Here is a 14,253-nt window from a genome sequence, read left to right as displayed (position 1 = left end):
GATCGGGGAGGAGGTCCGGTGCACCAGGTCCTGGCCGACCTCGCCGCGCACTGGCCGCTCTACGCCGCGATCCCGATCATCGGTGCGCTGATCGGTTACCTCACCAAGCGGGTCGCCATCGAGATGATGTTCCGGCCGCTGGAGTTCATCGGTATCCGTCCGTTCCTCGGCTGGCAGGGCATCGTCCCGAAGCACGGCGGCCGGATGGCCGCGATCGCCACCGATCTGCTCACGTCGAACCTGCTGGATCTCAAGGAGATCTTCGCGCGGATCGACCCGGACAGGCTGACCGCGCAGATGGAACAGCCACTGCTGCGCGCGGTGGACGACATCGCGCGGGACGTGCTCGCCGAGTACCAGCCCCGGTTGTGGGAAGCGCTGCCCTCGATGGCGCAGGAGCTCGTGGTCAAACAGGTGCAGGCGGCCGCGCCGCGGCTCGTGCGCGAGCTGCTGGTGGAGGTGCGGGAGAACCTCGACGAGGTGCTCGACGTCAAGCACATGACGGTGCAGAACCTGACCAGCGACAAGGCGTTGCTGGTGCGGCTGATCCGCGAGACGACCCGGCCGGAGATGCGGTTCATCGCGCGCTGCGGCATCTACTTCGGCTTCGGGCTCGGCGTCGTGCAGGCCGTGGTGTGGGCGCTCACGCACAACCCATGGGTGCTGCCGATCTTCGGTGGCTGCATCGGGCTGTTCACCGACTGGCTCGCGATCAAAATGATCTTCCTGCCGCGCGAGCCGGTGCGGGTGCTGCCGCGGCTGGTGCTGCAGGGCAAGTTCCAGCGCCGCCGCGCGGAAGTGGCGCGGCAGTACGGAGAGCTGATCGCGCACGAGGTGCTCACGCTGCCGAACCTGCTGGACGCGATCCTGCGCGGACCCAGTTCGGACAGGCTGCTGGCCCTGGTGCGGCGGACAGTGTCGAAGGCCGTGGACGAGCAGGCGGGCCGGCTCGTGTCGGCGACCATCGGCGCGGCGCGCTTGCGCGAGATGAAGGAGACCGCCGCGGCCGAGGCGATCCAGCGCCTGCCCGACACGGTGCGGCACGCCGAGGGATATCTGACCGAGGCGATGAACGTGGCCAACATGGTCGAGGAGCGGATGCTGGCGCTCACGCCGGTCGAGTACGAGGGGCTGCTGCGCCCCGCGTTCCGGCAGGAGGAGTGGAAGCTGATCGTGGTCGGCGGTGTGATCGGGTTCGTGGTCGGCGAGTTGCAGGTTCTGCTGATGCTGCACTGAGGGGCCGGATAACGTTGGGGCCGTGGCAAAGGAACCCCAGCAGCTGCCCGCGGTGCACGAGGCGTGGCTCCCCAGGGAGCACTCGCTGCACCGTCCCCGGCACGGTGGCCGGCAGCTGACGGCGCTGATCAGCGCGCTGGTTTTCTTCGTCACGCCGACGCTGCTGTGGGTTTTCGGGGTCCGCCCGACGGAGATCGAGAACCATGCGCTGGCGGGTTTTCCCAGTATGTCCCAGGGCTGGGCCTTCTTCACCAGCCTGCCGACCTGGGCCACCGATCAGTTGTCGTTCCGCTCGGCGGCGATCGAGGCGGCGGACGGGATCAGTCGTGGCCTGTTTGGCGAATCGGCCCCGCACGACCAAGGCGGCACGTCGAACTCCGGCCCGCTGCCCGGCAGCCCGCCGCCGGCCAACTCCGAGACCCCTGGCCCGCAGTCCGGCCCGGTGGACAAGGCCGGGTACCGGCAGGTGATCGAGGGCTCGAACGGCTGGCTGTACTACGGGGTGGACGCCGAGGCGAAATGCGCGCCGACCCGGGCGCTGTCCGACACGATCGACCGGATCAACCAGGTGCGCGACATCGTGCAGGCCTCGGGCCGCAAGTTCGTTTGGGTGGTGCCGCCGGACAAGTCGACGATGGTGCCGCAGTTCCTGCCCACGAGTTATCCGGGCAAGGACTGCCACGACGCCGGCGAAGCCCCGACGTGGGCGCAGCTCGACGCGGCGGGCGCGATCGACCTGCGACCGGAGCTGCAGCAGGTGACCGCGCAGCTGGGCCGCCCGGTGTTTCCGCCGGAGGACACGCACTGGAACGACGAAGGCAGCTTGACGCTGACCCGCAATGTCGCCGAAGCCATCCAGCCCGGCGTGACCAAGACGTGGACCAGCCCGGCGATCGGCACCTGGAACGGGACGGCGGACCTGCCGAAGCTGCTCGGCCGCTCCGGCGAGAAGACGAGCACCTTGTACAACCTCGACCCGGACGGCACGACGAACCGGGCCGGGCCGATCGTCACCAACCTGGACACCCCGGTGCGCCGCATCGAAACGCCGATCACCGGCACGATCGACAAGAAGACACTCGTCTACGGCGATTCGTTCACCATCGCGTCTTCGCGTTATCTCGTGGGCGCGTTCAGCAATCTGACGATGCTGAACTACTCCACCAGCAAGACCACGGCGGCGCAGGCGGTGGACGAGTTCGTCAACTCCGACGTGGTCGTGCTGGAAACGGTGGAGCGCACAGTTTCCGGTGGGGCGCTGCCGTTCTTCGACGACGGGTTCATCGACCAGCTACGGACGCAACTGGCGCAGCATCCGATCGGCTGACCGTGCTTGCACGCTGCCTCCGGTAGGCGACGAACCGGCAGACCAGGTAGATCAGGAACGAGATCGCAGTGACGAACGCGCTCACCGGCACACCGGGCGCGAGCGAGAGGATGATCCCGCCCAGCGCGGCGATCTCGGCGAACACCACCGCGAGCACCGTCGCACGCCAGGGGCTGGCGGTGATCCGGACGGCCGCGGCCGCCGGGGTGACCATCAGCGAGACCACCAGCAGCGAGCCGACGATCTGCACGCCGAGCGCGGTCGCGACGCCGACCAGCACCGCGAACACAATGGACAGTAACCGGGCCGGAACACCGCGCGCGGCGGCCACATGCGGGTCGACGCTCGCGAACAGCAGCGGCCGGTAGATAACCGCGAGCACGAGCAGCACCACGACCGCCGCGCCGATCAGCACCGCGATGTTGGTGGACTCGATGGACACGATCTGCCCGACGAGGATGCCGAACTTGTTCGACGTGCGCCCGGGGTAGAACGACAGCAGCAGCACGCCGAGGCCCAGCCCGAAGGACAGGATCACGCCGATCACCGAGTCGCGTTCGGACTCGCGGCCGCCGAGCAGACCCAGCAGCAACGCGGCGATCACCGATCCGGCGAGCGCGCCATACTCCAGCCCGAAGCCCAGCAGCAGCGCCCCGGCCGCGCCGGTGAACGCCAGCTCCGCGGTGCCGTGCACCGCGAACGACATCCGCCGGGTGACGACGAGCGGCCCGAGCACCCCGGCGACCAGGCCGAGCACCGCCGCGGCGAGCAGCGCCGTCTGCACGAAGGGATACGACAGCAGGTCGATCGTGGTCCCGAAATCGAACAGTTTGTCCATTCAGGACACCTGCTCTTCCAGGTGGTGCGGCTCCTCCTCGCAGACCGCGCTCTGCGCGCCCGCGACGTGGATCTGCCCGCCGACGCGGATCACCTCGACCTTCGTCCGGTACAGCTCGGACAGCGTCTTGGAGTTCATCACCTCGTCCGGCTCGCCGATCCGGAACCGGCCGTCCACCAGGTACAGCACCCTGTCCACATAGGACAGGATCGGGTTCAGCTCGTGGGTGACGAACAGCACCGCGGTGTCCGCCTTGCGACGGCGTTCGTCGATCAGCGCGCTGACGGCCCGCTGATGGCCGAGGTCCAGCGAGAGCAGCGGCTCGTCGCACAACAGCACGTCGGGCTCGCCGATCAGCGCCTGCGCCACCCGCAGCCGCTGCTGCTCGCCGCCGGAGAGCCGTCCGACCGGCGATTTCGCATATGACCCTGCTCCCACCCCCTCGATCGCTTCCTGCACACGACGGCGCCGCTCGCGCAGGCCGCGCAGGCCGAGCCCCCAGCGATGCCCGTCCAGCCCGAGCCCGACGAGGTCGACCCCACGCAATGTCAACGCTTCCTGCATGGCGCGTTGTTGCGGGACATACCCGACCGGGCGAGAACTGTTGATCTTCCAGCTGCCGCCGGACAGCGGTTGCAGTCCCAGCAGCACCTTCAGCAGGCTCGTCTTTCCCGACCCGTTGGGGCCGAGGACGGCGAGGAACTCGCCGGGCTCGACGGTCAAGTCGAGCCCGGACCACAGCGTGCGCGTGCCGAAGGCGAGGCTCGCGCCCGAGATTTCTACGGCGGGCGTCAAGACTTCAGCGCTCCTGCCAAGGAATCGACTTCGCTGGTCATCCAAGAAATGTAGTCCGTGGCACCGGCGGGCAGTGTCTCGGTCACGTTCACCACCGGCAGTCCGGCCTGCTTGGCACCGTCCACCACCTGCTGGGTGACCGGGGTGACGGTCTGGGCGTTGTTCACGACGGCTTTGACCTGTTTGGCGGCAATGATGTTCTGCACCTCGGCGAGCGCCGCGGCCGGCACGTCGCTCTCCTGCTCCACCGCCTCGGAGAATTCCTTCGGGGTGGCGTCGGTGACCTTGGCGGTCTCCAGCAGGTAGTGCGCGACGGGTTCGGTCGCGAGCACCTTGGCACCCGGGCTCGCCGCGCCCGCCTGCTCGGTCTTCGTCTCGAGATCGGCGACCTTGGCCTTGAAGGTGTTCGCGTTGGCGGTGAAGGTCTGCGCGTCGGCGGGACGAAGCTGGCCGAGCTCGACGGCAACCTGGTCGGCGACCTTCTCGACGGTGGCGAAGCTGTACCAGACATGTTCGTTCTCGTCGCCGGTCGCGCCGATGTCATACGCGACGAGCTTCTTCGCGTTGGCCGCCTGGTCGGCGAGCTTGGTGAAGAAGTCGTCGTAGCCGCCGCCGTTGGCGAGGGTGAGCTGGGCCTTCTGCGCCGAGATGGCGTCCTGCGGGGTGGTTTCGTAGGAGTGCGGGTCGGCGCCGGGGTCGTGGATGATGGAGGTGACCCGCACCTGGTCGCCGCCGACGGCGGAGAGCACGCTGCCCCAGACATCGGTCGACGCGACAACGTCGATCCTGCCGCCGTCGTCGCCCGCGGTGTTACCCCCGCCACATCCGGCGAGCACCAGCGCGAGGGCGGCAGAGGCGGAAATCAGCGCGGTGAGGCGCGGCAAATGACGCGTAGACGACACGTTCACTCCCGAAAGTGGCAGGTAAAAGCACAGTCCGTAGTTAATGGAAACGGTTTTCGAGTTCACTTTACCCCACCGAGTGTTGATCTTGCCGGGATGGGTGAAGCGGGCCTGAACATCGAGTTGCGCCCACACGACCTCCCGACGAGGGGCCGCTGACTTCTGGAATCCGTACTGAACCGTTACGGTTCCCTCATGGGGCGTCCTATGCGCATGAGGCGACAGGCGACGTTGGCGTCGCTCGCCGCGGAACTCGGCGTGTCCAGGACCACGGTGTCCAACGCCTACAACCGTCCGGACCAGCTCTCGCCCGAGCTGCGCCGTCGCGTGCTGGAAACGGCACGGCGGCTGGGGTACCCGGGCCCGGATCCGGTCGCCCGCTCGCTGCGCACCCGCAAGGCGGGCGCGGTCGGGCTGCTGCTGACCGAGAACCTGTCGTACGCCTTCCGCGACCCGGCCGCCATCGGCGTGCTCGAAGGGCTCGCGCTGGCGTGCGAAGACGCGGGCGTCGGCCTGCACCTCGTGCCGGCCAGCCCTGGCCGGGAGGACGTCGCCGCGGTGCATCGCGCCGGGGTCGACGGGTTCGTCGTCTATTCAGTACCCGACGACGACCCGCATCTGGCCGCCGTGCTGGCGCGCCCGGTGCCCACCGTGATCATCGACCAGCCGCAGGTCGAGGGCGTGGACCGGGTCGGCCCGGACGACGCGACGGCGATCAGCAAACTGGCCGAGCACCTGATCGGCCTCGGCCACCGGCAGATCGGCGTGCTGTGCATGCGGCTGGGCCGGGACCGCAATGACGACTTCGTCTCGCAGGATCGCCAGCGTGGCGCGCATTTCCACGTGCAGCGCACCCGGCTGGAGGCACTGGCCACGTCGTTCACCAAGGCCGGGGTGGACTGGGCGAGCGTACCGGTGGTGGAGCGGTTCGATCACACCGTCGACGAGGGCGCCTCGGCCGCGCGGCAGCTGCTCAGCGCCTACCCGCAGGTCACCGCACTGATTTGCACTTCGGACATCCTGGCGCTCGGCGCGCTCGCCGAGGCGGACAGGCGCGGCCTGCGCGTACCGGCGGATCTCACGGTCACCGGGTTCGACGGGATCGCCGAGGCCGAGCGGATGGGCCTGACCACCGTGCACCAGCCGGTACTGGAGAAGGGGCGCGCGGCGGGCAAGCTGCTGCTCGCGTCCGCCGAACACGTGAACCCCAGGATCATCACGCTCGAGACCGAGCTGCGACTGGGCACCACGTCCGCCCCGCCGCGGACGATGGAAGAGCACTGGTTCGGGCCGTGATCTTTCTCTAGCCCGCGAGCCCTCCGGTTGTGCGAAAGTCTGCTCAGGAGTCGGACTTCAGGAGGGCCTCATGACCGCGACTGACGTGCTGTTGGAGCGGAACCGCGCACTGGAGGACAAGCTGCGAGGGGACCGCTCCTCCGCGCAGCCTTCCATGCACATCGCGATCCTGACCTGCATGGACGCGCGTATTCGCGTGTTCGAGCTGTTCGGGCTGATCCAGGGCGAGGCGCACATCCTGCGCAACGCCGGTGGTGTCGTCACCGACGACGTCCTGCGCTCGCTGGCGCTGTCGCAGCGCAAGCTGGGCACCACCGAAGTGGTGATCGTGCAGCACACCAACTGCGGCCTCTCGATGGTGACCGAGGACGGCTTCAAGGACGAGCTCGAGCAGGACAGCGGCCTTCGGCCTACCTGGGCCGTCGAGGCGTTCCGGGATGTCGAGGACAGTGTGCGCACGTCGGTGCGGCGTGCGCGGCGCAGCGCCTTCCTGCCGCACACCGACAACGTGCGCGGGTTCGTCTACGACGTGCACACGGGCGCGCTCACCGAAGTCGAGTAGCTATTCTCGGGCGGTGTCCATCGACGCCGAAACCCTGACCGACTGGTTCGACCGCACCGGGCGGGACCTGCCGTGGCGGCGGCCCGAATGCACCGGCTGGGGTGTGCTGGTCAGCGAAATCATGCTGCAGCAGACGCCGGTCGCGCGGGTGCAGCCGATGTGGGAAGAGTGGCTGGCGCGCTGGCCGGTGCCATCGGCGCTGGCGGCGGCGAGCCAGGGCGAGGTGTTGCGGGCCTGGGGCAAACTCGGCTACCCGCGTCGTGCGCTGCGCCTGCACGCGGCGGCGACGGCGATCGCGGAACAGCACGGCGATGTCGTTCCGTCCGATGTGGACACTCTGCTGGCGCTGCCGGGCATCGGCGCGTACACGGCGCGCGCGGTGGCCGCTTTCGCTTACGGCAAAAGGGCTCCGGTGGTGGACACCAACGTGCGCCGGGTGGTCGCGCGGGCGGTACACGGCGCGGGTGACGCCGGCCCACCGTCGAACACCCGTGACATGGCCGACGTCGAGGCCATGCTGCCGCTGGACGACGCACGCGCGGCCCGGTTTTCCGCCGCACTGATGGAACTCGGCGCGCTGGTGTGCACGGCGCGCTCCCCGCGTTGTGCCGACTGCCCGGTCTACGAAACCTGCGCCTGGCAGCGCGCCGGGCGGCCGGCGTATGACGGCCCGGCCAAGCCGACGCAGAAGTTCGCCGGCACGGACAGGCAGATCCGCGGGATGCTGCTCGACGTACTGCGGGACACGCCGGAACCGGTGTGGAAGGCCCGGCTCGACACGGTGTGGCCGCAGGACGGCGGACGCCGCGACCGCTGCCTGGCGTCACTGCTCACCGACGGGCTGGTCGAGCAGATCCCGGACGGCCGCTTCGCGCTGCCCGGCGAGCACTAGCGGCGAAGGGTTTCGCGGATTCGGGCGAGCGCTTCGTTTCCGTGCCCGGCGGCGATTTCGAGGCTCTGGTGGCCCGGAACGATGTAGGCACCACCGTCGAGGCGCTCGCTGCGAGTGGGGCCGCGGCCGGATCGCCCGGGAAAACCTCGCGAGGGTGCAGCACTAACGGCCGAGCACCCTCGACAGGAACGCCTCGACGGCGCCCCGGTACTCCTCCGGCGCATCGTCGTGCACGACGTGACCGGCGCCCGCCACCACCAAGTGCGTGCCGTCGGGCACCCGCGCCGCCAGTTCGGCCTGCTGCCCGGCGGGCATCGCGGTGTACTCGGCCTCGATCGCCAGCAGCGGACATTTCACACCGTCCACAAAGGACCAATACGAGCGCCGGCCCCATTCTGCCGCGATCTCGTACAGATCCTCCAGATCGGCGATCAGGTGGTAGCCGTCGGCCCGCTCCTCGACGCATTCGGCGAAGTAGTTTCCGGTGCTGCCGAAGAACTCCCGCACGTGCGCGAGCGATTCGAAGGGCACCGGCCAGGACTCGAAATACCCGCGCCAGGTTTCGACCGAGCGGCCACGCTGATCCGGCGCCATATCCTCCACCACGACCGCCCGCACCAGGTCGGGGTGGCTCGCGGCCAGCGCCCACGCGTGCAACCCGCCCATCGAGTGCCCGATCACGATCGCCGGTTCGCCAAGGGAACCGACGGCCTCGGCCGCGTCGGCGACGAACTGCTCCGTGGTCCAAGGCCCGCCACGCGGACCACGGCCGTGCCCGCGCGCGTCGAGGCCGACGACGTGGCCGTACCGCTTCAGCCATTGCGCCACCGGCCACCAGGTGCGGGCCCGTCCCATCAACCCGTGCAGCAGCACGATGGGCGGGCCTTCACCACCGAAGTCGACGATCATCGGCTGCCCAGCAGGGAACGCGTCAGGGAGTTGTGCGACTCGTTCATCTCGCGCAGCGCCTCGGCCAGCGCGGCGTCGTCCACCGGCACGGGATCCCCGGCCACTTCCCGGTGCATCTGGTGCAGCACCGCCCGGCGCAGCAACTCCTTGATGTACGAAGCTGTCACCCCGTCAGTCTGCGCCACGACCGGCTCGAGATCCGCGCGCAGGTCCACGTTCCGGCCGTACAACTCGATCAGCTCGCGTCGCCCCGCCGCGTCCGGTTTCGGGATCTCCACGGCGAGATCCACCCGGCCCGGCCGGTCCGCGAGCGCCTTCTCCAGCTCGGCGGCACGGTTCGTGGTGAGCACGAAGGTCACGTCCGCGTCCGCGCCGATCCCGTCCATCGCGTCGAGCAGGCTGAACAGCAGCGGGTTCGTGCCCTGGCCGTGCGAGCGGTCCTGCGCCACCAGGTCCACGTCCTCCAGCACCAGCAACGAGGGCTGCAACCGGCGCGCCAACTCGGCTGCCTTGCTGATGAAGCGCATCGCACCGCCGGTGAGGATGATCACGGTGTTCTCGGGCAGGCGGCCCATCAGATACCGCAGCGTGTGCGTCTTCCCGGTGCCCGGCGGGCCGTGCAGGAGCAGGCCGCGCTTGAGGTGCTGCCCGGCCGCGCGTAACCGCTCGGCGTGCCCGGCGATGCCGATGGTGTGCCGCTCGATCGACGGCAGCACCCCGTCCGGCAGCACCACGTCGGACGCTTTGAGTTCCGGGCACGGCAGGAACGTCAGCAGCTCGTTGCCCCGGTACTCACTCGATCCGAACGCCAGCACCTGGCCGCGCAGCACGTCGTTCGCGCGGATCAGCCGCTCGACCCTGTCGCGCACCGCACCGGCCGCGGCCCGGTCCGCGGAGATCACCTCGAACCGGGCCACCGCGGACGGACCGTGCTGGGCGATCGGGCCGCGCTGGGCGATGATCACCGGCGTGCCGTCCGGCGCTGTCGTGTCGGCGAGGCCGAGCTGCACCACGTTCTCGGTCGTCTCCGGGCCGGTGGCTTCGGTCCGGTAGTCGACCGCGCCGAGTTCGTAGGTGCCGTGCCGACGCGCTGTGGTGAGCATCGCGATGAGCTCTTCGTTGGTGCGGTTGGCCCCCGAGATACCGAACCACTCGTGCCCGCCGCCCCGTTCGGCGAGATAGGCGTCGATCCCACGATCGACGTTGACGTGCTCCCATGGCGGGAAATCCTGTGCCACCAGCACCAGATCCTGCAGCTCGGCGCCGAGATGCCCGGTCACGCGCGCGATCAGCGCACTCGCCGGATGCTCGGCGTCGACGATCGCCGCCGCCGCGCGGACCAGGCGCTGCAGCCCGGCGGCGAGTGCACGCGCGTCGTCCCCATTGAGAAGTTGCTCCCCTGGTTGCCCCATTCGCGCAGCCTGGCACAGCCGGGGATACCGAGCCAACCGGCCGAATGGCCAGGACTTCGGCCGATCGGCCGAGTAGTACATTCGGGTGCATGGCAGTCGTGAAGATCAACGCAATCGAGGTCCCCGAGGGCGCCGGCCCGGAACTGGAGAAGCGTTTCGCCAACCGGAAACACGCGGTGGACTCGCAGCCTGGCTTCCTCGGCTTCGAACTGCTGCGCCCGGTTTCCGGCGAGAACCGCTACTTCGTCTACACCAAATGGGAGTCGGAGGAGGCGTACCAGGCGTGGGCCTCCGGTCCCGCCGTCGAGGCGCACGCCGGTCAGCGGGCCAAGCCCGTGGCCAGCGGCGCGAACCTGCTGGAGTTCGAGGTCGTCTCGCTGGACAGTGCGGAGTAGCGAAGAACTCGCGCAGGCCGCCGGGCTGATCGCCGGCGCGGACGCGGTACTGGTCTGCGCCGGCGCCGGCATGGGTGTCGACTCCGGGCTGCCGGATTTCCGCGGCGAGCAAGGGTTCTGGCGTGCGTACCCGCCGTACGCCGAACTCGGCCTCGCCTTCGCCGAACTGGCCGACCCACGGCATTTCGCCGAAGATCCGGAACTGGCCTGGGGTTTCTACGGGCACCGCCTGCGGCTGTACCGGGAAACGGTGCCGCACGAGGGCTTCGGCCTGCTGCTGCGCTGGGCCGCGGCCAAGCCCGGCGGCGCGGCCGTGTTCACATCCAATGTGGACGGACAGTTCCAGCGCGCGGGCTTCAGGATGGTCACCGAGGCACACGGCTCGATCCACCATCTGCAGTGCACCTTGCCGTGCGGCAACGAAATCTGGCCCGCGCCGGAGCTGCGGCTGGACGTCGACGAGGAAACGATGCGGGCCGCCGGGCCGCTGCCGGAGTGCCCCAGCTGCGGGCGGCTGTCCAGGCCGAACATCCAGATGTTCGGCGATTTCGACTGGGTTTCCCAGCGCAGCGACGCACAACTGCGTGCGCTCACCGAATGGCGCAGGGGGCATCGGAACCTCGTGGTGATCGAGCTCGGCGCCGGACAGGCCGTGCCCACCGTGCGCCGCTACGCCGAACTCGCGAGCGCCGCCACCGGTGCGCTCGTCCGCATCAACCCGAGAGAACCGGAAATCCGGCACGGCCGTGGGGTGTCCCTGCCCTACGGCGCGCTGGAAACCCTTACCGCGCTGGACGATCTGCTCACGGCAGGGTGAGCTCGGCGAACACCGCGTGGTGGTCGGAGTCCGGCACGTCGAACACGCGGTAGTCGTCGACAGCCACCCTGGGGTCGACGAGCACGTGGTCGATGGTCACCGGCGGCGGGAAGATCTTGGCCGGCCAGGTCGGCGTGAACCCGTTTCCCGTAGTCAGCCCGGCATCGGTGTAACCGGCGTCGAGCAGGTCGCGGAACGTCGCGTGGTCCACGGTGGCGTTGAAGTCGCCGGCGAGTATCCGCACCGGGCCCGCCGAGTCGGGATGAGGGAGCTGGCCGATCTCCTTCTTCCACGTGGGCGCGGACGTGGTCGGCGGAATCGGATGCACGGCGACCACTTCGACGGACGTGCCACCGACTTCGATGCGCGCGCTCGGCTGTTCCATGCGCGACTGCCCGGCCAGCGACAACTCCGTCACCGGATACCGCGAAGCCAGCCCCGAGCCCGCTCCGCCGCTGTGCGGCTTGAACACGCGGTATGGCAACAGGTCGAACAACCCGGCCTGTTCGTACTCGGCCGCTTCACGCGGGGTCAGCTCCAGCAGGTTCAGCACGTCGACCTGGTTGTCCCGGACAAGCTGCACGACTGTTTTCACGTCGGCCTGCCCGAGGTACTGGTTCGACGACATCACCCGGAGTTTCCCGCCGTGCGCGGCCGGCTGTGCCGACGCGAAGCCGCGCGGCAGGACCATGCCGACCAGCGCGAGCGCGAGCACCAGCACGATTCCACCGATCCACCAGTGCCGCAGCGCCAGCGTGACCCCGCCGAAGATCACCCCGGCGCCGACCCAGTACGGCGTGAGCGCCAGCAGCGCCGACGTCACCCGGTTGCCGTCGATCCCGAAGAAGCGCAAGACCGCCAGCTCCGCGAAGGCCGCGGCCAGTACCAAGAGCAGGATCATGCGCCAAGTCTGCCCGCCACGCCTGGCCCTCGGCTTTTCCTCCGCTGTGTCCACCATGTGCACAGCTTCTTTTTACGCGAGCCCGGGAAATGTGGTTGTGAGCTGGGCACGGCCGACACTGTCAGCACCTACCAGCCCCTGACAGCGCGCTGTGCGTGTCCTGTCAGCCGACGGGGTCATTCTCTCCTTGACGCGACTGCCAAGGAGGATGAGATGTCGCTCGCGATCCAGGCGGAAGGCCTGGTCAAACGCTTCGGGGACACCGTGGCGCTCAACGGGGTGGACCTCGAGGTGCCGACGGGCAAGGTGGTCGGCGTCCTGGGTCCGAACGGGGCAGGCAAGACGACGGCGGTCCGGATCCTGGCCACGCTGCTGCGGCCGGACGCCGGGCACGCGACCGTCGGCGGCTACGACGTGGTGCGCGACCCGGTCCGGGTGCGCAGCGTGATCGGGTTGACCGGGCAGTACGCCTCGGTGGACGAAGACCTGTCCGGGACCGAGAACATGGTGCTGATCGGCAGGCTGCTGGGGCTCGCCCGGCCCGCCGCCAAGGCCCGTGCGGCCGAACTGCTCGAGCAGTTCGAGCTGTCCGACGCCGCGGGCCGCGCGGCCAAGACGTACTCGGGCGGGATGCGGCGCAGGCTGGACCTCGCGGCGAGCCTCGTCGGCCGCCCGCAGGTGCTGTACCTGGACGAGCCGACCACCGGGCTGGACCCGCACGCCCGCAACGAGGTGTGGGGGGTGATCCGGCGGCTCGCCGCGGACGGCTCGACGGTGCTGCTGACCACCCAGTACCTGGAGGAGGCCGATCAGCTGGCCGATTCCATCACGGTGTTCGACCACGGCCGGGTGGTCGCCGAGGGCCGCGCCGACGAGCTCAAGCGGCGCGTCGGCGGGCAGACCCTGCAGGTGCGCCCGACGATGCTGACCGACATGGACATGGTGGCCACCATTCTGGCCGACCTGACCGGGGTGCTGCCGGCGCGGGACGACGACACCGGGCTGCTCACCGCGCCCGTGTCCGACCCGGTCCTGCTGTCCACCTTGGTCCGGAGACTCGACGAAGCCGGGATCACCGCGGACGAGCTGGCGCTGCGGCTGCCCAGCCTCGACGAGGTTTTCCTGGCACTGACCGGAAAACCCGTAGAGGAGGTGGTGGCATGACCGCCATCGCGCTCGCCCCGCCGCCGCGGCACATCAGCCCGGCCAAGGCTATCCAGCACGGCCTTTCGCTGAGCTGGCGCGGCATCCTGAAGATCCGCAAGAACCCGGAACAACTGGTCGACGTGACCCTGCAGCCGATCCTGTTCCTGGTGATGTTCGTCTATCTCTTCGGTGGCGCCATCTCCGGCAACACCGGGGCGTACCTGCAGACACTGGCTCCCGCCCTGCTCGTGCAGAACACGATCATGGCGAGCCTGTCGGCCGGGGTCTCCCTCAACACCGACGTCAACAAGGGCGTGTTCGACCGGTTCCGCGCGATGCCGATCGCCCGCTCGGCACCACTGGTCGGGGCGGTTCTCGCGGACGTCGTGCGGTACCTGGTCGCCATCGTCGTACTGCTGGTGATGGCCACGATCATGGGTTTCCGGATCACGACCGACCCGGCCTCGGCGATTCTCGGCGGCCTGCTGATGATTCTGGCCGGCCTGTGCTTCTGCTGGATCGCGGTGTTCGTCGGGATGCTCGTCTCCACCCCGGGCGCCGTGCAGGGGATCATGATCGCCTTCATCTTCCCCCTCACCTTCGGCAGCAACGTGTTCGTGCCGAGCTCGACCATGCCGGGCTGGCTGCGGGCCTGGTCCGACATCAGCCCGGTGAGCCTGCTCGCGAACACGATGCGCGGCCTGTTCGTCGGCGGTGACGTCGCGGGCCCGCTGCTGGGCAGCCTGGCCTGGATGGCCGGGGTCGTGGTGGTGTTCCTGCCGCTGGCCATGCGCGCCTACAAGCGCCGGGTCGGCTGACCACCGG

Annotated in this window: 15 protein-coding genes; 9 read left to right on the top strand and 6 right to left on the bottom strand. The window is 69.3% G+C overall.

All coding sequences use genetic code 11. The features are described from left to right. The first annotated feature begins 18 nt into the window (after nt 1–18). A complete protein-coding gene (locus VHD82_RS24235; protein ID WP_325708224.1) occupies nt 19–1,236 on the top strand; it encodes a DUF445 domain-containing protein in 1,218 nt (405 codons plus the stop codon). A 22-nt stretch (nt 1,237–1,258) separates the two neighbouring features. Next, nucleotides 1,259–2,563 (top strand): alginate O-acetyltransferase AlgX-related protein, encoded by a 1,305-nt coding sequence (locus VHD82_RS24230; protein WP_325708221.1) that lies wholly within the window; start codon nt 1,259–1,261, stop codon nt 2,561–2,563. On the opposite strand, the gene VHD82_RS24225 is transcribed toward VHD82_RS24230, so the two are convergent. Genes VHD82_RS24225 through VHD82_RS24215 form a run of 3 tightly spaced genes read right to left on the bottom strand, consistent with a single transcriptional unit; the run spans nt 2,517 to nt 5,098 of the window. Next, complete coding sequence (locus VHD82_RS24225) at nt 2,517–3,401, bottom strand: metal ABC transporter permease (protein ID WP_325708219.1); 885 nt, start codon at nt 3,399–3,401, stop codon at nt 2,517–2,519. The two genes, VHD82_RS24230 and VHD82_RS24225, sit on opposite strands and share 47 nt — an antisense overlap. Continuing rightward, nucleotides 3,402–4,196 carry a metal ABC transporter ATP-binding protein gene (locus VHD82_RS24220; protein ID WP_325708216.1) on the bottom strand — a complete coding sequence of 265 codons (795 nt, stop codon included), beginning with the start codon at nt 4,194–4,196 and terminating at the stop codon, nt 3,402–3,404. Continuing rightward, entirely contained in the window at nt 4,193–5,098 is a 906-nt protein-coding gene (locus VHD82_RS24215; protein ID WP_414637573.1) for a metal ABC transporter solute-binding protein, Zn/Mn family, read from the bottom strand. The genes VHD82_RS24220 and VHD82_RS24215 overlap by 4 nt, the downstream gene beginning before the upstream one ends. A 195-nt stretch (nt 5,099–5,293) precedes the next feature. Between VHD82_RS24215 and VHD82_RS24210 the strand changes: the two genes are divergently transcribed. The 3 genes from VHD82_RS24210 (at nt 5,294) to VHD82_RS24200 (ending at nt 7,848) form a co-directional block, all read left to right on the top strand. Then, a complete protein-coding gene (locus VHD82_RS24210) occupies nt 5,294–6,394 on the top strand; it encodes a LacI family DNA-binding transcriptional regulator (protein WP_325708213.1) in 1,101 nt (366 codons plus the stop codon). A gap of 70 nt (nt 6,395–6,464) precedes the next feature. Then, nucleotides 6,465–6,956 (top strand): carbonic anhydrase, encoded by a 492-nt coding sequence (locus VHD82_RS24205; protein WP_325708210.1) that lies wholly within the window; start codon nt 6,465–6,467, stop codon nt 6,954–6,956. A 13-nt stretch (nt 6,957–6,969) separates the two neighbouring features. Next, nucleotides 6,970–7,848, top strand: a complete 879-nt coding sequence (locus tag VHD82_RS24200) for an A/G-specific adenine glycosylase (RefSeq protein WP_325708207.1) — start codon at nt 6,970–6,972, stop codon at nt 7,846–7,848. Nucleotides 7,849–8,010: 162 nt separating this feature from the next. Here VHD82_RS24200 and VHD82_RS24195 read toward each other — a convergent pair whose 3' ends face one another. Both VHD82_RS24195 and VHD82_RS24190 read right to left on the bottom strand, forming a co-directional pair. Next, nucleotides 8,011–8,757 (bottom strand): alpha/beta hydrolase, encoded by a 747-nt coding sequence (locus VHD82_RS24195; protein ID WP_325708204.1) that lies wholly within the window; start codon nt 8,755–8,757, stop codon nt 8,011–8,013. Beyond that, nucleotides 8,754–10,169 carry an ATP-binding protein gene (locus tag VHD82_RS24190; protein ID WP_325708201.1) on the bottom strand — a complete coding sequence of 472 codons (1,416 nt, stop codon included), beginning with the start codon at nt 10,167–10,169 and terminating at the stop codon, nt 8,754–8,756. The genes VHD82_RS24195 and VHD82_RS24190 overlap by 4 nt, the downstream gene beginning before the upstream one ends. Before the next feature lie 89 nt (nt 10,170–10,258). On the opposite strand from VHD82_RS24190, the gene VHD82_RS24185 reads away from it, so the two are divergent. Both VHD82_RS24185 and VHD82_RS24180 read left to right on the top strand, forming a co-directional pair. After that, nucleotides 10,259–10,564, top strand: coding sequence for an antibiotic biosynthesis monooxygenase (locus VHD82_RS24185; protein WP_325708198.1), 306 nt, complete (start codon nt 10,259–10,261; stop codon nt 10,562–10,564). Next, a complete protein-coding gene (locus tag VHD82_RS24180) occupies nt 10,554–11,381 on the top strand; it encodes an SIR2 family NAD-dependent protein deacylase (RefSeq protein ID WP_325708195.1) in 828 nt (275 codons plus the stop codon). The genes VHD82_RS24185 and VHD82_RS24180 overlap by 11 nt, the downstream gene beginning before the upstream one ends. Here the strand turns inward: VHD82_RS24180 and VHD82_RS24175 are convergent. Further along, a complete protein-coding gene (locus VHD82_RS24175; protein ID WP_325708193.1) occupies nt 11,368–12,282 on the bottom strand; it encodes an endonuclease/exonuclease/phosphatase family protein in 915 nt (304 codons plus the stop codon). The two genes, VHD82_RS24180 and VHD82_RS24175, sit on opposite strands and share 14 nt — an antisense overlap. A gap of 213 nt (nt 12,283–12,495) precedes the next feature. On the opposite strand from VHD82_RS24175, the gene VHD82_RS24170 reads away from it, so the two are divergent. Together VHD82_RS24170 and VHD82_RS24165 are read left to right on the top strand one after the other, a co-directional pair. Further along, nucleotides 12,496–13,446 (top strand): ATP-binding cassette domain-containing protein, encoded by a 951-nt coding sequence (locus VHD82_RS24170; protein WP_325708190.1) that lies wholly within the window; start codon nt 12,496–12,498, stop codon nt 13,444–13,446. Next, nucleotides 13,443–14,246, top strand: a complete 804-nt coding sequence (locus VHD82_RS24165) for an ABC transporter permease (RefSeq protein WP_325708187.1) — start codon at nt 13,443–13,445, stop codon at nt 14,244–14,246. The genes VHD82_RS24170 and VHD82_RS24165 overlap by 4 nt, the downstream gene beginning before the upstream one ends. Nucleotides 14,247–14,253 lie beyond the last annotated feature (7 nt).

It is taken from the genome of Amycolatopsis sp., assembly GCF_035546795.1.
Lineage (GTDB): Bacteria > Actinomycetota > Actinomycetes > Mycobacteriales > Pseudonocardiaceae > Amycolatopsis_E.
This window is presented reverse-complemented; position numbering and strand designations above follow the sequence as displayed.